At 44.4% G+C, this 16871-nt stretch carries 19 protein-coding genes; 10 read left to right on the top strand and 9 right to left on the bottom strand.

Annotation, left to right across the window (positions count from 1 at the left end; all coding sequences use genetic code 11):
- Genes cheB through AC27KT_RS15225 form a run of 9 tightly spaced genes read left to right on the top strand, consistent with a single transcriptional unit; the run spans position 1 to position 8276 of the window.
- Positions 1 to 1038, top strand: a complete 1038-nt coding sequence (gene cheB / locus AC27KT_RS15265; protein ID WP_487131350.1) for a chemotaxis-specific protein-glutamate methyltransferase CheB — start codon at positions 1 to 3, stop codon at positions 1036 to 1038.
- Positions 1039 to 1052: 14 nt separating this feature from the next.
- Complete coding sequence (locus AC27KT_RS15260) at positions 1053 to 1694, top strand: HEAT repeat domain-containing protein (RefSeq protein ID WP_487131348.1); 642 nt, start codon at positions 1053 to 1055, stop codon at positions 1692 to 1694.
- Positions 1687 to 2541, top strand: a complete 855-nt coding sequence (locus AC27KT_RS15255; RefSeq protein WP_487131346.1) for a CheR family methyltransferase — start codon at positions 1687 to 1689, stop codon at positions 2539 to 2541. The genes AC27KT_RS15260 and AC27KT_RS15255 overlap by 8 nt, the downstream gene beginning before the upstream one ends.
- 1 nt (position 2542) lies before the next feature.
- Positions 2543 to 2920: a response regulator gene (locus AC27KT_RS15250; RefSeq protein ID WP_179984258.1), complete on the top strand. Its 378-nt coding sequence runs from the start codon at positions 2543 to 2545 to the stop codon at positions 2918 to 2920.
- On the top strand, positions 2913 to 5615 hold the full coding sequence (locus AC27KT_RS15245) for a chemotaxis protein CheA (RefSeq protein WP_487131343.1): 2703 nt from the start codon (positions 2913 to 2915) through the stop codon (positions 5613 to 5615). The genes AC27KT_RS15250 and AC27KT_RS15245 overlap by 8 nt, the downstream gene beginning before the upstream one ends.
- Positions 5606 to 5860, top strand: a complete 255-nt coding sequence (locus AC27KT_RS15240; RefSeq protein ID WP_136782013.1) for a hypothetical protein — start codon at positions 5606 to 5608, stop codon at positions 5858 to 5860. The genes AC27KT_RS15245 and AC27KT_RS15240 overlap by 10 nt, the downstream gene beginning before the upstream one ends.
- On the top strand, positions 5857 to 6591 hold the full coding sequence (locus tag AC27KT_RS15235; RefSeq protein ID WP_136782014.1) for a ParA family protein: 735 nt from the start codon (positions 5857 to 5859) through the stop codon (positions 6589 to 6591). Before AC27KT_RS15240 ends, AC27KT_RS15235 begins: the two co-directional genes overlap by 4 nt.
- A gap of 17 nt (positions 6592 to 6608) precedes the next feature.
- A complete protein-coding gene (locus AC27KT_RS15230) occupies positions 6609 to 6977 on the top strand; it encodes a response regulator (protein ID WP_012519437.1) in 369 nt (122 codons plus the stop codon).
- A 9-nt stretch (positions 6978 to 6986) separates the two neighbouring features.
- Positions 6987 to 8276: a methyl-accepting chemotaxis protein gene (locus AC27KT_RS15225; protein WP_487131340.1), complete on the top strand. Its 1290-nt coding sequence runs from the start codon at positions 6987 to 6989 to the stop codon at positions 8274 to 8276.
- 220 nt (positions 8277 to 8496) lie between these two features.
- On the opposite strand, the gene AC27KT_RS15220 is transcribed toward AC27KT_RS15225, so the two are convergent.
- The 9 genes from AC27KT_RS15220 to AC27KT_RS15180 form a co-directional block, all read right to left on the bottom strand.
- The gene (locus tag AC27KT_RS15220) at positions 8497 to 9369 is read right to left on the bottom strand and encodes an aspartoacylase (RefSeq protein WP_487131338.1); all 873 of its coding nucleotides are present in this window, start codon (positions 9367 to 9369) and stop codon (positions 8497 to 8499) included.
- Positions 9370 to 9409: 40 nt separating this feature from the next.
- Complete coding sequence (gene yacG / locus AC27KT_RS15215; RefSeq protein WP_014950407.1) at positions 9410 to 9637, bottom strand: DNA gyrase inhibitor YacG; 228 nt, start codon at positions 9635 to 9637, stop codon at positions 9410 to 9412.
- A gap of 86 nt (positions 9638 to 9723) precedes the next feature.
- The gene (zapD, locus tag AC27KT_RS15210; RefSeq protein ID WP_487131335.1) at positions 9724 to 10476 is read right to left on the bottom strand and encodes a cell division protein ZapD; all 753 of its coding nucleotides are present in this window, start codon (positions 10474 to 10476) and stop codon (positions 9724 to 9726) included.
- A gap of 364 nt (positions 10477 to 10840) precedes the next feature.
- Positions 10841 to 11452 carry a dephospho-CoA kinase gene (gene coaE / locus AC27KT_RS15205; RefSeq protein ID WP_487131333.1) on the bottom strand — a complete coding sequence of 204 codons (612 nt, stop codon included), beginning with the start codon at positions 11450 to 11452 and terminating at the stop codon, positions 10841 to 10843.
- A gap of 71 nt (positions 11453 to 11523) precedes the next feature.
- Positions 11524 to 12441, bottom strand: coding sequence for a prepilin peptidase (locus AC27KT_RS15200; protein ID WP_487131331.1), 918 nt, complete (start codon positions 12439 to 12441; stop codon positions 11524 to 11526).
- Between the two features lie 151 nt (positions 12442 to 12592).
- Complete coding sequence (locus AC27KT_RS15195; RefSeq protein ID WP_487131329.1) at positions 12593 to 13801, bottom strand: type II secretion system F family protein; 1209 nt, start codon at positions 13799 to 13801, stop codon at positions 12593 to 12595.
- An 84-nt stretch (positions 13802 to 13885) separates the two neighbouring features.
- The gene (locus AC27KT_RS15190; protein ID WP_487131328.1) at positions 13886 to 14311 is read right to left on the bottom strand and encodes a pilin; all 426 of its coding nucleotides are present in this window, start codon (positions 14309 to 14311) and stop codon (positions 13886 to 13888) included.
- Positions 14312 to 14712: 401 nt separating this feature from the next.
- On the bottom strand, positions 14713 to 15567 hold the full coding sequence (gene nadC / locus AC27KT_RS15185) for a carboxylating nicotinate-nucleotide diphosphorylase (protein ID WP_487131327.1): 855 nt from the start codon (positions 15565 to 15567) through the stop codon (positions 14713 to 14715).
- Positions 15568 to 15599: 32 nt separating this feature from the next.
- Positions 15600 to 16118: a retropepsin-like aspartic protease family protein gene (locus tag AC27KT_RS15180; protein WP_334049732.1), complete on the bottom strand. Its 519-nt coding sequence runs from the start codon at positions 16116 to 16118 to the stop codon at positions 15600 to 15602.
- A gap of 199 nt (positions 16119 to 16317) precedes the next feature.
- On the opposite strand from AC27KT_RS15180, the gene ampD reads away from it, so the two are divergent.
- Positions 16318 to 16863: a 1,6-anhydro-N-acetylmuramyl-L-alanine amidase AmpD gene (gene ampD, locus AC27KT_RS15175; protein WP_487131326.1), complete on the top strand. Its 546-nt coding sequence runs from the start codon at positions 16318 to 16320 to the stop codon at positions 16861 to 16863.
- Positions 16864 to 16871 lie beyond the last annotated feature (8 nt).

Here is a 16871-nt window from a genome sequence, read left to right as displayed (position 1 = left end):
ATGACAGTTAAAGTACTTATCGTTGATGACTCTGCGTTGATGCGAAAGCTGTTTACTCAACTCTTCGAAAAAGAGGGGTTTGTTGTTCAGGTGGCGCGAAACGGCGAAGAAGCGTTAACGAAAGCCGTAGAGTTCGAACCCGACTGTATCACCTTGGATATTAATATGCCGGTGATGGACGGCATGACCTGCTTAGCTATGCTAAAAAAGCTTTATACATGCCCAATTATCATGGTGTCCTCTTTAACGCAGAAAGGTGCAACTATCACTTTGGAAGCACTTGCTCTTGGCGCCAGTGACTTTGTGCTTAAAACAGGAGGTACAGTTACGCGGGATATATCTGATTTAGCGGTGCCTCTAGTAAATAAAATAAACGCGTTAGCGAAAACCGGTAAACCCCAGCGTCCCACCATTAAAGCGCCGCCCGTTGTCAAACAAAGGGTTGTGCGAAACACGAGCAGTGCGGCATTTGAAATAGTGCTTGTGGGTGTCTCAACAGGGGGGCCGAAAAAACTAGAGCATTTGGTCGCAAACCTGAGTCCGGCCCTTCCTGTTCCAGTCGTTATTTCTCAACATATGCCCGCGTCTTTTACCAGTGCGCTGGCAAAGCGTTTAGATGGCCTTAGCCCACTCAATGTCGTTGAAGTGAATAGGAAAATGCCTATTCAACCTGGCACTATTTACTTGGCTAAGGGGGACGCGGACCTTGCGTTTTCCAAAGTAGGCAGTGAAGTGTCGGCGCGCCCTGTACCATCTAGTCCCAGCTTTCTGTGGCACCCCAGTGTAGATCGAATGGTTGATAGCGCACTCAACTACTACAAGCCGCTTTCCATGCTATGTGTTCAACTAACTGGGATGGGCTGTGATGGGGTTGCCGCAATGAGTAAAGCATTTAAAGAAGGAGCAACAACTATCGCGGAGAGCGAAGCCACGTCGGTCGTGTTCGGAATGCCCAAAGAGCTTATCGAAGCAGGCTGCGCCAGTTTTGTACTAGACAGTCCAAAGGTCGCATCGAAATTAAATGCGCTTTGTCGTTAATAGGAGTAGTAAAAATGGGTTTGAAAAAGAAAGTGGAGCCTGTTGCCAATATTTCTGAAGACTTTGAAGAAAAGCGCGAACACCCCAGAACTACAGAACAATTGATTAGCGACTTAAATTCAGACGACTGTGACGTTCGCCGATGGGCAGTAAGAGATTTGAGTGGCCAGAAAGACGCCCACGATGTGTTTCTCAGCAGACTGCCACACGAAGACGACCCTACCGTAATCGAGGCACTTTTTAGTGCTCTTGAACATGACATGTCAGAAAGTCACGCGTCACAAGTGCTTACTATGCTCAAGAGCGAACATGTACAGCTTCGAAACGGTGCTATAGAGCTCATGCAGCAAAACCCAGATATATTCGCCGCTAACGTGAATATGTTGATGCATGACGACGACCCCGATACACGTATTTTCTGTGTGGATATTATTGGCGCAGTGGCGCACATTGAGGCAGTAAACTGGCTACATCAGTTTGCACTTAACGATGACAATGAAAATGTAGTCGGTACAGCACTAGATAAACTCGCCGAAATTGCCGACGTGTCTACGTTAGAGATATTGCAAACCGTAGAAAGTCGATTCCCAAATCATAGCTATATCCAATTTGTTATTTCATTGATACGAAACCAAGTAAGGGGCGGTGATGAGTAACGCAGTGCTAGAAAAAATAGATGCTGCCGACTTTGAACGGTTCCGCTCTATGTTTTATCGAAAAACGGGCATTCACTTTGAAGATTCAAAGCGCTACTTCGTTGATAAGCGTCTTCATGAGCGGATGAAAGCCACGGGTCACACAACGTTTAAAGGCTATTTTACCTATATGCGTTTTCAAGCATCGGGTGAAGAGTTCCAAAATCTTGTGAATTCGATGACGGTGAATGAAACCTATTTCTTTCGCGAAGAATACCAGTTTGAGGCAATGGTACGAGACATCATGGATGAGCTAGATGGTTACCGTGCGCCAGGAGAAGATTTGAGAATTTGGTCAGTTCCCTCAAGCACGGGAGAGGAGCCATACTCTATTGCAATATACCTTATTGAGTATTGGAAAGGCCTAGAACACAGAGATGTAGAGTTGGTTTCATCTGATATCGACAGCAACGTGCTGGCGTCAGCAAAGAAAGGGCTATATTCAAAACGTTCTGTACAGAATATCCCGCTGCCTCTCGTCAAAAAATACTTCAAAGAAGTCAATGGACAATACCAGCTAAGTGAAGATATTCGTGAGTCGGTGTCATTCACATTGGCTAATATTTTGTCGGGCAGCAACATGAAACAGTTTCGGCATTTTGACCTTATTTTTTGTCGCAACTTGCTTATTTATTTTGATGATGAATCTCGAAAAAAAGCGGCGCACGTGCTTTACGACGCCATGAAGCCTGGCGGCTATATCTTTTTGGGACACAGCGAGTCGATGAGTCGAATTTCGTCAATGTTCAAGGTTCGCAAGTTTGGCGATGTGATTGCCTATCAAAAGCCACTTGCAGGAGGGGCTTAACATGAAAACAGTAATGATTGTTGATGATGCCTCTACGGTAAGAATGTTCCATAAAATGCTGGTATCTACTCCTGACAGGATAATTGAAGAAGCAGAAAATGGTGTAGAGGCGTTAGAAAAAGCCATAGGGACGCAGGTCGACTTGTTCCTCGTTGATGTGAATATGCCAAAAATGGATGGCTATCGACTGTGTAAAGAGATTCGCCGCAACGATGCCTTACGCGCAGTGCCTATAATCATGATCAGCACAGAGTCGGCTAATCAAGATGCTGAGCGCGCTTATCAGTGCGGTGCAAATTACTACATGACCAAACCTGTCGATGCAGACATGCTTAAGTCGGTGGTGAGTGCAGTGATTGGAGGGAGCGCCAATGAGTGAATTACTTGATGTCTTTATTGGAGAGTCGCGAGAGAACTTAGAATCGGCAAGCCAAGAGCTGTTAGCAATTCAATCGTCTGGACCAGCATCAGAACGCGTAGATAAAATCTTTCGCGACTTGCACACTATCAAAGGGTCGTCTGACTTATTTGATATTAAACCTTTAACTCGGTTAGCCCATGCGGCAGAGGACTTGCTCGATAGTGTAAGAGCGAACGAAGTGAATTTTAGTGACGATATAGGCGACTTACTGCTAGAAGCCTTAGATCAAATTTCGATATGGTTTGACGAACTAGAGGTGGGCTCACAAGACCTAGAGCAGTGGCAACCCATCTCGGCTAAGTTAGGAGCACAGTTAAGGCATTTTATCGACCCTAATGGTTTAGACTCGCCTGGTAACGAAAATAACGCTGCACATAATGATTTGACATCATCAGATGATAAAACACTGACTGACGAACAAAGAGACATGTTGGCGGCTTTTAGTGATAACGCTGACCTTAAGCTTTTAAGTCAGGTCGAAGGGCCATTTTGTTACCATATTAAATACACGCCAGATGAAGGCTGTTTCTTTCGGGGTGAAGACCCTATAAATGTGGCGCTTGCTTTACCGGGTCTTAAAGCGTTCAACATAGATATGCCCGAACTAAACCATGATGCCGATATTTACAACTGTGTGACCAATATCGAAGCACTTGGTTGTGCAGATGCAGACGCAATTAAGCAGCACATGGCTTATTACGAAGGGCAATATTCCCTTACGGTATTTACTAGCCAAGCGTTAAGAGCAAGTTGCGTAGATAAAATCAAAGATAATGTTGCCCTCATTGCTGACCAAACGTTATCGGATGCACTGAAAGAGAATGATCTTGAGCAGGTGCACGCTAGTGCAGGGCTGTTGCTTGCTTCCCAGGACGTAAGTGATGCTCTTTTTGATGATGCGAAGCGCGCGGTGCTGGAATGCTTATCGACAGCAGGCGAACTCGACTTTCTGAATCGGGACGCGCAAGCCAATGAAAGTGGTAGTGAAGATACTCATATTGATAAGGACAGTACTGCATTTAGCGCAGAAAGTACTTCTACCGACAGCACGGCTGGCAATCTTGGCGACGATAGCCCACAGGAAACTAAAGGAAATTCACCACATGCTTCTATGCTGTGTGGAAAAACGTTAGCGCCCCATGAAAAAGCGATCCTTACACAACAGCTCACGCTTTTGAATTCAGACAGCTATAAGTCAGAGTTTATGTTTCCCTCTATCGCAGGGCTGGTAGGAAATATCTTAGGCGAAACCTTTAGTGACGAAGACGCCGTGGCCGTTGCCATTTGTAATGCGCTAGATGACGAAACAATTAAGGAGCAAGCCGATGAAGTACAAAAGCAAGAAAGCGCAGAAGAAACATCAGTAGAAGCATCGCAGACCGAGTATACGGCAGAGAGCGCTGAAGCTGTGAGCGACACTAAACCCTTAAGCAGCGCAGAAGACAATGCACAGCCAGTAAAAACCGAGCGCCAAGCAGTTAAGATGCTAAAAGTCGACCAAGCTAAAATTGACTACTTAATGGATATTGTTGGCGAACTCACGGTGGCGAAAAACTCATTGCCTTATCTGGCCAAACAAGCCGAGGAGGAAGGAGGAAGCAGAAAGCTTAGTAAGCAAATTAAAGCGCATTTTTCTATTGTTAATCGCTTAACTGAGTCGCTGCAAAGTGCGGTATTGCAAATACGCATGGTACCTGTCTCTCATGTATTCCAACGCTATCCTCGCTTAGTGAGGGACTTAGCGAGGAAGCTCGATAAAAAAATTGAGCTTTGTATGCAAGGTGAAGACACCGAGTTCGATAAAAACTTAATTGAATCACTTTCAGAGCCGCTTATTCATTTATTGAGAAACAGCATCGATCACGGTATTGAGTCACCGTCTGAGCGGATTGCAGCGGGCAAGTCAGAAATGGGTCGTATTGACCTTATTGCTACGCCTCTTGATGACAGCGTAATTATTGAAATCCGCGATGATGGTAAAGGGATAGATCCTCAAAAAATTAAACTACTCGCCTTTCAAAAAGGGGTCATCAGCGAAGCTCAACTAGAGAGCCTAGACGATAACGAAGCTCTGCAACTCATATTCGCTGCTGGTTTTTCTACCTCAGAACAAGTCTCAGATTTGTCTGGACGCGGCGTCGGTATGGATGCGGTAAAAACAATGGTAAGCCAGGCAGGCGGCACTATCGAAATGCACAGCGAAGTAGGCGTAGGTACTACTTTCAAATTGCTGCTACCTCAAACTATGTCGGTTAACCGTGTAATGATGTTTGAAGTAAACGACCAAATGTTTGGTGTGGGAATGGATGCGGTGGTGGAAACTGTAAAAGTGCCCACCTCAGACATTCAGCGCATTCGCAACGAACAGGTTCTTGTTATTCGAGAAAAGCTAATACCACTGTGTAATCTGCGCGACGCATTGGGTTTTGAAGAGGCAGAGGAAAAAGAAGAGCACTCAATTTTGGTGGTAGCAACACCACAGGGAGAGTTCGGGTTAATCATCGATAAATTTCACGAGGGTATTGATGTTATTCAAAAACCTCTTGAAGGGGTGCTAGCGGGATACGCGCACTTTTCGGGAACAGCGTTGCTTGGTGACGGGCGTGTGCTGTTAATCATCAATGTACAAGAGGTATTAGCTCAATGCCTATAGCGTTCAAAAAGAAAGTGGCGGTGATGACCGGACATTGCGAAATTGAAGAGGCAGAAAGCCTGTTTGCCTGGCTAAACGAAGAAGTCTCTCGGCAAGTTAATTTAAAGGCCTTAGTCAGTGCACACACTGCGGTATATCAGGTACTGCTCGCAAAGAAGCCAAAAGTCAGTGTGTGGCCAGAATCTGAAAAGCTGATTTGGCTCACTAAAATGATGAATAACAAAAGTAATGTGTGGTGCGAATGAAAGTGATCACGGTGGCTAATCGCAAAGGCGGTACAGCAAAAACTACAACGGTAGTGAACCTTGCTTATGGTTTCGCCCAAGCGGGTAAACGAGTTATGGTCATAGACCTTGATAATCAGGGGCACGTGATGCATGGCTTAAAAGCGCTTGGATGTGCACCACAAAACGAAATTACCGAATTACCAATTAGCCACTTTTTCACGTCAGTAGTGAAATGCTCAGAAAACATTTACGCAACCAATGTAGATACGAACAAGGCCAATACGAACGATAACATTACTTTAGACACTTTACGTAATTGGTGCGATTCAGTTCCTGTTACAACACATTTCGACATTGTGTTAATCGATACACCGCCGACCCTGAGTCCGCAACTGATGGCCGCGCTATCAGCCGCTACCGACATTATTATTCCAGCTACGCCTTTACCGCTTGCCACTGACGGCGTGCAAAAATTATTAACGGCCTGCAGAAATGCTATGGCGGAGCGAAAGTTCAGAGCGACTAGGCTAACCATTTTACCCGTAATGGTTGAACAAAATTTAAAGCTTCACAGGCAGGAACTTAGTGGCTGGTATGAACGCTACGGGCGCAACAAAGTGCTGGTTCCCATAAGAAAGAGTATCAAATTAGCCGAGGCATTTGCTCAAAACAAACCCGTTTTTGCTTATGCTCCTCACAGTCGTGGCGCACACGACTATACTGAATTATGTAAACAATTAATCGGCTAGAAACAAGAGGTAATGCAATGAGCGCAATACACTTAGTAGATGATTCAGCAACAATGCTAATGAGTATGGAAATGCTGCTTAAACGGGCAGGCTATACAGTAACAAAATCAGAAAGTGCAGAGGCAGCGATGGCGGCACTTGAGTCCATATCGCCCAAATTAATAATAACGGATTTAAACATGCCGGGTATGAACGGTATAGAACTAATAAAAACACTAAAGCAGCAATCTAAATTTAGGTTTACCCCCATGTTGATGTTAACCACAGAGTCGCAGCAAAGTCGTCGAGAAGAAGCGAAAGCTGCTGGTGCTACAGGCTGGCTTGTCAAACCCGTCGAGCCAGAGCAATTGTTAGGTGTAGTAAAGCAGTTGGTACCAGCTGCATAAGGTAAAAACATGAAAGTACTTGAAAGAGCAAAGCAGTATTACGAAACAGTGCTCGCTGAGAAAATAAAAGTGCTTAAGGAAAAGACAGGTAACATGCAGGATTCGCTTTTACTTTGGGGCGGGCTTTTAACCGTAACAGTAGTAGGCGTAGTGGGGGCGCTGAGTATACCTATAGAGATAATGGGCCTGCATGGGGGGGTCTATGTAACTATTTTAGCAATGTTGACCTTTGTGCCTTGGTATGCAAACCGACAGAATCGCATGTTTGCTGCCAAGTTAAGTCGTCAAGAAAGCTATTTGCAAGAAACTTCATCGCAGTTAAGCGAAACCCATGCTCAGGTTAATGATTACGTAGCCATATTAAAAGGGCAAATGGATGGCATAAGTGCAATAACTGAAGACGCCTCAATGGAGCTAATGAAAGCGCTGTATGAGATTGAAAGCAGTATTCAAGATAGTATAGACAACGTGGAATTGGGTCAGAAGAATGCTCTTAATTGTAAGGAGAAAAGTGCAGACGAGTTTGAGTTGGCGGCGCAGCGCCTATCTAATATAAAAGAAATGATTAATACACAGCGCGCGCAACAGATTGCAGATACTGAAGCCATTCAAGGGGTAATGCGTGAGGTTGAAAACCTAAAGGAACTCACCGAATTAGTTAAAAATATTGCTTCGCAAACTAATTTATTAGCCCTTAATGCTGCAATTGAAGCGGCGCGAGCTGGCGAATACGGACGGGGATTTGCCGTGGTAGCTGAACAAGTGCGCATCTTATCATCTCAGTCTTCAGAAGCAGCAGAAAAAATTGAAACGGGTATTAAATCTGCCCTTGATGCAGCGCATCTGCAGGGCGAAAAAATGCTGAACTCAACACGAGCAAATGATACGTGCGAATTACTAACAGGGTTTTCTGAATCGCTGGAAAATATAACGGCACACTATCGTGTACTAGAAGAGCTTAACCCCAAGATGCTGGCCTGCTTCTCGCAAAGTGCAACAGAGGTTGCATTTAAAGTAAGTGGGGCAATCGCAAAAATTCAATTCCAAGATATTATTCGCCAGCGCACCGAACACGTGAAGCTAGAGCAAGACGCCATTGTTAGTCTGTTTGGACAGTTTTCTTCTTACATTAATAACCGCGAGCATTTTGATGACTCGTTTAACTTGAGCACCAAAGAAATGTTTGAAAAGTATGTAATGGAAGACCAGCGTAAAATTCATTTCGATATTAATGAATCGTCGCCAGAAGAAAAAAATGAGTTTGAAGAGGCGCGAGAGCCTAAGATAGAGCTTTTTTAACATACTCTGACTCAGGCGCTGCCTATGTTCATTACTTTAAGTGAGCGGGCCGTTGAACTCAGGCTGACCTGAGAGAGCTCACCTTGCTACAAAAATGCCGGTCGATCTCTGACCGGCCTTTGTCTGTTTGACGCTTTAAGCGATTCAGCGTTTTGTGTGATATCGCCAGTTGGTTTCGGCATTAACGTTTGAAAGTTGCAAAGGAACCAACCTGTATTGCCTATAGGGTAATACGCTCAGACGTAGCAAACGCAACGTCCAGCTTAAAGTACGCCGCTTCATTTATAAAATGCGGGTAGGTTTCCTTTTCCCCATCCCACGGGATATCTTTCCCATCAAAGGTTCTAAACATGGGAGAACCTGGTAGCAACGGCTTAAAATCATTGTCTTGCAATGAGTGGTGGATCATCGCGGTACGCGCGCCATGTCCATCTAAAGGAAAACCGACGTTTTCACCCAAGCGAAACGCTTCACACGCGGGCAGTGCCTCTGTTTCTATCTCTTGGTTATTATAGGCTACACAAAAATCTAAAATGGCCTCGGCCATGGTTTGTGTTAAAAGGTACACATCTTCTCTTAATACGCCTTGAGGCTGACCACCCACTTCAATCATTACCCCTTTCTTACCTGTGGTACACAAATAACCGTGCTCAAGATAAGGCTTCTCGTCTTCCACCAAAATATTCGCTTCGGGCATTTGTTGTTTAACAAATCGTGCTAACTGAACGTGAAATTCATCCGCTTCTAGAATAATTAGCGTGGCGCCCATCTCGCTGGTGGTATTGTGAATATCAATAACAAAATCGGTATTCGAGTTGCCTTTTGGGCCCAATTTTTCATTCAACGTTTTGGCAAGTACTGCCTCTTTGGCCAGGTTATTACTGGCTAAACGATCAAAAGTAAACTGCCTGTTTAAGTCTTCTTCTACAAAGCGCACATTTGCAGCAAGTGCAGCTTCATTGGCGATACTTAAGGAAACATTAAGCTCATTAAATCGCGAAGGTAGCCCGAACTGTTGCCAGTTTCGAATAAGCTGAATACCACTGGTTTCATTGCCATGAGTACCACCAACAAGCGCGATAGAGTTAAACATTACTATTCCTTTTTACTATTGTGAAAATGCGGCTACAAACTTAGTGTTTAAAAAAGTCATCCGACTGCTGTGCCAACATAGCCTCGATTTCTTCTACATCTATATGCTTTGGCGTGGCGTCCTCTGCAGGCTTGCCGGCAATTTTTCTGTCTTCTGCAGCCCATTCACCTAAATCGATAAGTTGACATTTTTTGCTACAAAAAGGGCGGTATTCGCTCGTTGGGGCCCAAACAACCTGTTTGGCACATATAGGACATTTCACTTCCATAATAGACTCCAGTGAAATACGTCTTAACGGCACAGGTTGAAAAGTTAACCGAGCCTAAGACGGTAAGTAATAAACAGAACTGAAGTTTAGCAGGCCGCTAACCGAAACTGAATATCGTTTTCCACTGCACTATTTTGGCCTTCTTGCGGGGAAAACAACATAAAGCGCAGTGCGTAGCGGTATTTGTTGCCACTTAAGGTTGGGTAGTAGCCATCATCTACGCTGCATTTTACGCGTATCAGTTCGTTTTTATCTTCCGCAGCGCCTTGGTAAAAGCCGTTCTCGGCCACTGCATTTACAAACTGACCTCGCTCGCGGATAAACGACAGGCTAACCGCAATTGCATCGTCAAGAAGTCCTAAAGTCTCTAACCATTGTCCAATTTCGTTTTGACGCTGTTCAAGCGGCTGTTGTAACCAAAAGTGCAAATTAGGAAGGTCGAAACTACATGCGCCGCCGGGTATGGCAAATCGTTGTCTTATAGCGCTAAGCAGTTTGTCATCTTTAAGCGCACTACCAAAACGGCGGTCTGTTTTCAGCTTTTGCTTTAGTGTAAGCACGGTTTTTAGCGCTTGCTCTAGCGCCGTACTGTCTATTTTAGGGTGTTTTGACCAGTACACGAGATTCTTTTCGTGAGCTTCAAGGTCTTTGGTTAAATCCGAACGAAGATCTAGTCTTTCAATGAGATCGAGTAGTTCAAAAAGTTGTTCAAAGAAAACCAGCTGAAGATGCGTATGTTCTGATTTAGCCGTGATTTTAAGTTGCCCAAGCAGCTGCTCAACACGTAAATAGTTACGTACTTTTTCCTTTAGTGGAAACTCGAATACAGCGCTACCCATGGAACCCCTTAAAACACATAGACTTAGAGACATATCGCTAAAAATTTAGCAGAACAGTGAAAGACAACAAGCCTAAAGCATCAAAGCGTTTAAGCCAAGTATACTTGTTCGCCAAATCTTTACTTTGACGTTAATTGGTCAAAAAAGTTTCAAAAAGCAGTGCTGTTGGCCTTGAAACCCTTTTTTATAAAGAAAGGAGGTCAAGAAAAGGAAGGTTAACAAAAGAAAAGTTAACAAAAGAAAGGTAAGGCTCGAAGAAAGACAGAAGAAGGAGATCGAAAAGTGAAACAGGAACGATAGACAGGCAAGTTAAATAACTAAGACAGATGTAAAAGGGGTTTACTATTTTGCAAACCCCTTATGATTAAGCTGAAACAAGGCTTAGTAGTTTTTGGTGTAGCGTTGCCACTTGACTGGCAAGCGCGTCTAGCGTTGTACTGTTATCCAGCACATCGTCTGCAGCACTAACGCGTTCTTTACGTGAAGCTTGTGAAGCCATAATACTTCTTATGGTTTGCTCTGTGCTACCGTCCCGTTTTAGAGCTCGTTCAAGCTGCAATGTCTCTGGACAATCTACCACCACGACGTGGTTGCACATTTCGGTCAGTTTATTTTCAACAAGTAAGGGCACAGATAAAATGCAATAGGGTGATGTCGACTCGCTGACGAGCTGCTGCATACGAGAGCGAATAAGGGGGTGCAGCAAACCATTTAACCAATGTTTTTCTTCTTCGGCGGCAAAGACCTTTTCGCGAAGGGCTGCGCGATTAAGGCTTCCATCTTCTAGCAGAATCGTTTCGCCAAAATGCTCGGTAATGTGCCGTAAGCCCTCTGAACCTACTTCAACAACGTCACGTGCGACTTCGTCAGCATCAACAATATCAATACCGAGTTTTTCAAAAAAAGCTGTAGCAGCCGATTTGCCACTGCCTATACCGCCGGTCAGGCCCACTACGAACGCGTTTTGTTTATCCATAACCATTAAGCCTTGTAGTTAGAGCGTTACTTGACGTTAAAGTGCTACTTGAGGTTAAGTAACGCTTGGGTTTATAGCACTGCATTAAGATAGGCAGTAATGATTTCTTCTTTATAAAGCAGTGTTAGCCAGCCTGCTACAGCCAAATAAGGCCCAAAAGGAATGGCTAGCGATTTGCCTTTATTCTGAATGACCATAATAAGTAGGCCAGCGATGGCGCCCACAAATGAAGACAGTAAGATAATGACAGGCAAGCCTTGCCAGCCAGTAAATGCCCCAAGTGCCGCGAGCAGTTTAAAATCGCCATAGCCCATACCTTCCTTGCCTGTAGCTAACTTAAATAGCCAGTAAACAGACCATAAGCTTAAATAGCCGGCCGCTGCACCGATAATGGCATCGATAGTGCCAACAAATATGTTTTGTGTACTTAGCAGTAAGCCCAGCCAAAGCAGAGGCAGTGTTAACTGGTCGGGTAGCAGCATTTTATCTAAGTCAATAAACAGCAGCGCAACAAGTATGTAGGTGAAGATTACCGCCCACAGCGCCTGTGAAGTTACGCCGAACTGATACGCAGCGAAGGTACAGGCAATGGCCGTAAACAGCTCAACAAGCGGGTAACGAACTGATATTCCAACTTTGCAATTAGCGCATTTGCCTTTAAGAAATAGATAGCTGATAACAGGAATATTTTCCCAAGCGCGAATTTTGTGACCGCAGCTTGGGCAGGTACTATCAGGTTTTACTAGGTTGAATGTTTCGACAGGCGCGGTTGGATTGTTATCAGTAGATATAGTGGCGTTGGTATTGTCACTGCCACTTGCGCTGTCATTAAAATAGCTTTCATACTCTTGCTGCCAGCTGCGCTCCATCATAATAGGCAGGCGGTAAATCACAACGTTTAGGAAGCTGCCCACCATTAAGCTTACAAGGAAAACAAGAGAATAAAATACAGCTGGGTAGAGCTGGCTAACGGTTATAATGGCATCCATGAAGTGCAGTTCTTTTAGTTTTATTAGTGGTTGGAAAAGGTTGGGTGTTAAACCTGGATGGGCGCCACTAAAAAGCGTCGCCCAAACCGTTCACATATATAGAGCTAACAATCGTAAAACTAATAATCACAAAGCTAGCAATATGTTCAAGTTATACCACGTTACCCATTTCGAATATAGGCAAGTACATGGCCACAATTAAGCCGCCGATAACTACGCCTAGTACGGCCATGATCATAGGTTCTAGCAAGCTGGTTAAACCGTCTACCATGTCATCAACTTCTGCTTCGTAAATAGTCGCTATTTTACTCAGCATTTCGTCAACGGCGCCGGATTCCTCACCAATGGCAATCATTTGCGTCACCATGTCAGGGAATACTTGGGTAGCGCGCATGGCAACGTGCATTGGCATACCGCCCGCCACTTCTTTTCGTATATACAAAATCGCTTCGCGGTATACCGCATTACCGGAGGCACCCGCTGCAGATTCAAGAGCGCCTATTAGCGGAACACCTGCCGCAAAGGTAGTAGCAAGGGTACGGGTAAAGCGGGCAATACTGGCTTTTTTAAGTATTTCACCAATAACAGGAATTTTTAAAATATTACGGTCTACGCTATCGCGCAGCTTTTGGCTGCGTCTGTGTGCACGCACAAACATAAAGCCTGCGGCGGCAACTCCCATCGCGATGAAGATTCCGTAGTCTTGCACAAACCGGGAAATAGCCAGCACAAATAGAGTGAAAGCAGGCAGTTCAGCGCCAAAGCTGCTAAAGATTTCTTCAAACTGAGGTACAACGAAAATAAGAAGGATAGTCGTAACAATAAAAGCAACAACCAAAACCGCGATAGGATAAAACATCGCTTTTTTGATCTTTGATTTTAGTGCTTCAGCTTTTTCTTTATAGGTGGCTATACGATCGTAAATGGTTTCAAGTGCGCCCGACTGTTCGCCGGTATAAACTAAATCACAGTATAGGTCATCGAAATAAAGGGGGTGTTTTCTTAGTGCTGAAGATAGCGGATTACCCGATTTTACTTCTTCGGTAATTTCGCCAAGCAGTTTCCGCATTGACGGATTTGCATGGCCTTGTGCAATCATTTCTAACGATTGGATGAGAGTAACGCCAGCGGCTAGCATAGTCGCGATTTGACGAGAGATAACGGAAATATCAGCGGCAGTGATTTTTTTTGCGCCACCAAATAAAGGTTTAGCGAGTCTTTTGACCTTATTAGCAGAGATTCCCTGACGTCGGAGCAAATTCTTTGCTTCTGAGAGCGAAGTGGCAGAAATTTCGCCCTTTCTAGCGTGACCGTTGCGGTCTTTACCTTGCCAAGTAAAAGTTGCCGTTGCTTTTGCCATATATGTTTCTCAGATTAGCAATAAAGGAGATGTAGTAGGAAAAGCAAAACCCGACAACCGCCGGGTTTTTCAGCCTCAAAAGCTTTAGCAAAGACCAGAAGTTACACAACCACCCGATCTTTCCCAGGTAACTGCACCAGCGTTAACTTTACCTGTTAGGATCAGTGTGTCAGTCGTTGCAATTCCGCTTCCTCCAACTGGATTTACTGTAATAGTATAACCAGCTGTCGCATCACCACCTAGTTTAATATCTTTGACAGAAGGTGCGCTCGACCAGCCAGTATTTACAGTAATAGAACTACAATCAGCAGGTACGCCTGTTTGAGCACAAACCTCGATAGCAGTTTTAGCTGCACTTGATGCTGAGATTACTTCACTGTAAGTTGCGCGAGCAGTGTAAGTCTGATAAGCAGGCAATGCGATTGCTGCAAGGATACCGATGATTGCAACAACAATCATTAGTTCGATTAGGGTGAACCCTTTTTGGTTTTTAGTATTCATGTTCATCATGGTTTTTCTCCGGGACGTGTATAACACGTAAAGTTTAAAATCTAATTCAAATTGACGTTTATACCCGAGTCGTCCTTGTTAACGCCCCTGGTACTTGATACTCAGTATAGAATTTTATTTGTCACTGACAAGTATAGGCAAATATACGTATGTCTAGCTTTTGCAGTATGCCATGGTTCGCTAGACCATGGCAGGCCTGTTAACTTAAACTTTCGTATAAATCTTAATGACTTAGCTATGTATGTCTATCTATACACAAAGAAACATAAGGTGAAATAACTGAGGATATGCGCGAGTTGTCGTATCTATGGTTATACTACAACTCACGTTTTCTGTGCTCACCATTAACTAAGATATTGACACTCAATTAGCGCATTAGTACTTGTTTTTAACTCATTCTATTATGACAAGTTAATACGCAGCGACAAATCAATCGCCTGAACATGTTTAGTCAGCGCGCCAGATGAGATGTAATCTACGCCTAATTGTGCAAGTGACGCCAGTCGTTCATCGGTAATGTTTCCTGATACTTCCAGTTTACATTGACCTTTATTCAGCGCTACTGCCTCTTGGATCTGTTCGTTAGAAAAATTATCTAGCATGACGATATCAGCACCCGCCGACAGGGCTTGCTCAAGCTCAGCTAGGTTCTCTACCTCTACTTCAACTGGCTTGCCAGGCATCATAGTTTTCGCTCGGCTTACTGCTTTTTCAATATTTCCACAAGAAAATATGTGGTTTTCTTTTATTAAAAACGCATCGAATAAACCAACGCGGTGATTCTGACCGCCGCCACAACGTACCGCGTATTTCTGTGCATAGCGCAGGCCAGGCAATGTTTTGCGGGTATCTAGAATTTTGGTGTTGGAGCCATCTAAAAACTTAGCGTAAAAGGCAGTAATAGTGGAGGTTGCTGACAGGGTTTGTAGGAAGTTAAGTGCCGTACGCTCTGCAGTCAATATAGCGCGAGCAGAGCCTTCCAAACTCACTAACACCGTGTCAGCCTCAACCTTGTCGCCATCTTTTACATGCCAGGTTAGCGACACTGACTCGTCAATAAGCGCAAATGCTTGATTGGCCCAAGCTATTCCGCAAACCACGCAAGGCTCGCGAGTAATAATAGTGGCCTGCGCGTTAACACTTTCATCTATCAGGTTTGCGGTAATGTCGTTCGCAGCATTTAATTCGCCGCCTAGATCTTCTACAAGCGCATTTGATACTTGCTCTCGGATCGCTTGCATATCTGGTGATGTCATTTTCATCGCTTTAATCTATGCTATCTATGTATTTAGAGGGTACGCAATATTAACCATTCTCCGCGCTGAGTAAACTCTAATTGGCGAAGAACACTCATTCCAAGCAGTATATGGTCATCTTGCATACCGGGGTTCAAGTTTGCGTCTACATTACGCACTACTATTTCGCCAATGCGCAAGGTATCAATCGTTGACTCGGCAACCCTCACTACGCCATTGGCAGTGCTGGCTAAACCTTCTCGCCCGGCTTTTAGTTGAAGCCTGTTGGCTAAATGTGCGGGAACCGCTACATCTGTCGCCCCTGTATCAACAAGAAATACCACTTCCTCACCATTGATATAGCCAGTTGTTACATAATGCCCTTGGCGATTTTGTTTGAGGCGTACCTCAGTTTGCGTACCAATGCGTTCTGACGTGGGCTCGCTGTTCGGATTTATTTGTTTTTCAAGTAAGTCAGAGAAGACAAAAACAAGTAAACCGAATCCGCAAATCCATGCAAGGGCAACCATCCATTTGCCCGCTGATGTTGTCGGGTCTTGTTGTTCATTCATGTTTTTACCTTATTGATAATTGCCTTATGCATAACAGCGATGCACTGTTTTCCAATTACGCTCTTGTAAAAGCTGCCGATTAAAACAGTGGCATAAAATATTGAGCTAGCAACGCCACATTGCGCTTGCCGCCCTATACACTTATAAACCTATACAATGTAGGCTATAAAATAGAAAATCAATTACCGAAGCAAATACTATGGTGCTCTACAATCACGCGAGCTACACGGCATGTCCGCATTATGATGCTCGCCCTGACAGCACAGACATCAGCCTGTTAGTAATACACAATATCTCACTTCCACCTTCACAGTTTGGTACGTCAGGCATTCGCCAATTGTTTACCGGCACACTTAACCCTGATGAACATCCCTTTTATAAAGAAATTGCTGGGTTACGAGTTTCCGCTCATTGTGTGATTTATCGAACTGGTGAAGTAGAGCAATTTGTACCCTTCGAACAGCGCGCGTGGCACGCAGGATTGTCTTCGTTTCAAGGGCGCAGCCGCTGTAACGATTATGCCATTGGTATAGAACTTGAGGGCACTGATACTTTGCCATATACCGATGAGCAGTATAAAGCGCTCGGCGAACTCACTGATTTTATTACAAGACGCTATCCTCGGATCACTTTAGGGCGTATCGTAGGCCATAATGATATAGCACCGGGGCGAAAAACTGACCCAGGTGTTGCTTTCGACTGGGCAAGGTACAGAATGCGCGTTGCTGGGTTTAAGTCATTTTAATTAACCTC

The sequence above is a fragment of the Alteromonas sp. 5NW40-0090 genome, assembly GCF_057552975.1.
Note: the sequence above shows the minus strand (reverse complement) of the source record. Positions and strands in the feature narration are given on the sequence as shown.

Bases quoted from the DNA above. Each gene is read 5' to 3' on its own strand.
- cheB (WP_487131350.1), top strand. From the start codon at position 1: ATGACAGTTAAAGTACTTATCGTTGATGACTCTGCGTTGATGCGAAAG.
- AC27KT_RS15260 (WP_487131348.1), top strand. From the start codon at position 1,053: ATGGGTTTGAAAAAGAAAGTGGAGCCTGTTGCCAATATTTCTGAAGAC.
- AC27KT_RS15255 (WP_487131346.1), top strand. From the start codon at position 1,687: ATGAGTAACGCAGTGCTAGAAAAAATAGATGCTGCCGACTTTGAACGG.
- AC27KT_RS15250 (WP_179984258.1), top strand. From the start codon at position 2,543: ATGAAAACAGTAATGATTGTTGATGATGCCTCTACGGTAAGAATGTTC.
- AC27KT_RS15245 (WP_487131343.1), top strand. From the start codon at position 2,913: ATGAGTGAATTACTTGATGTCTTTATTGGAGAGTCGCGAGAGAACTTA.
- AC27KT_RS15240 (WP_136782013.1), top strand. From the start codon at position 5,606: ATGCCTATAGCGTTCAAAAAGAAAGTGGCGGTGATGACCGGACATTGC.
- AC27KT_RS15235 (WP_136782014.1), top strand. From the start codon at position 5,857: ATGAAAGTGATCACGGTGGCTAATCGCAAAGGCGGTACAGCAAAAACT.
- AC27KT_RS15230 (WP_012519437.1), top strand. From the start codon at position 6,609: ATGAGCGCAATACACTTAGTAGATGATTCAGCAACAATGCTAATGAGT.
- AC27KT_RS15225 (WP_487131340.1), top strand. From the start codon at position 6,987: ATGAAAGTACTTGAAAGAGCAAAGCAGTATTACGAAACAGTGCTCGCT.
- AC27KT_RS15220 (WP_487131338.1), bottom strand. From the start codon at position 9,369: ATGTTTAACTCTATCGCGCTTGTTGGTGGTACTCATGGCAATGAAACC.
- yacG (WP_014950407.1), bottom strand. From the start codon at position 9,637: ATGGAAGTGAAATGTCCTATATGTGCCAAACAGGTTGTTTGGGCCCCA.
- zapD (WP_487131335.1), bottom strand. From the start codon at position 10,476: ATGGGTAGCGCTGTATTCGAGTTTCCACTAAAGGAAAAAGTACGTAAC.
- coaE (WP_487131333.1), bottom strand. From the start codon at position 11,452: ATGGATAAACAAAACGCGTTCGTAGTGGGCCTGACCGGCGGTATAGGC.
- AC27KT_RS15200 (WP_487131331.1), bottom strand. From the start codon at position 12,441: ATGGATGCCATTATAACCGTTAGCCAGCTCTACCCAGCTGTATTTTAT.
- AC27KT_RS15195 (WP_487131329.1), bottom strand. From the start codon at position 13,801: ATGGCAAAAGCAACGGCAACTTTTACTTGGCAAGGTAAAGACCGCAAC.
- AC27KT_RS15190 (WP_487131328.1), bottom strand. From the start codon at position 14,311: ATGATGAACATGAATACTAAAAACCAAAAAGGGTTCACCCTAATCGAA.
- nadC (WP_487131327.1), bottom strand. From the start codon at position 15,567: ATGACATCACCAGATATGCAAGCGATCCGAGAGCAAGTATCAAATGCG.
- AC27KT_RS15180 (WP_334049732.1), bottom strand. From the start codon at position 16,118: ATGAATGAACAACAAGACCCGACAACATCAGCGGGCAAATGGATGGTT.
- ampD (WP_487131326.1), top strand. From the start codon at position 16,318: ATGGTGCTCTACAATCACGCGAGCTACACGGCATGTCCGCATTATGAT.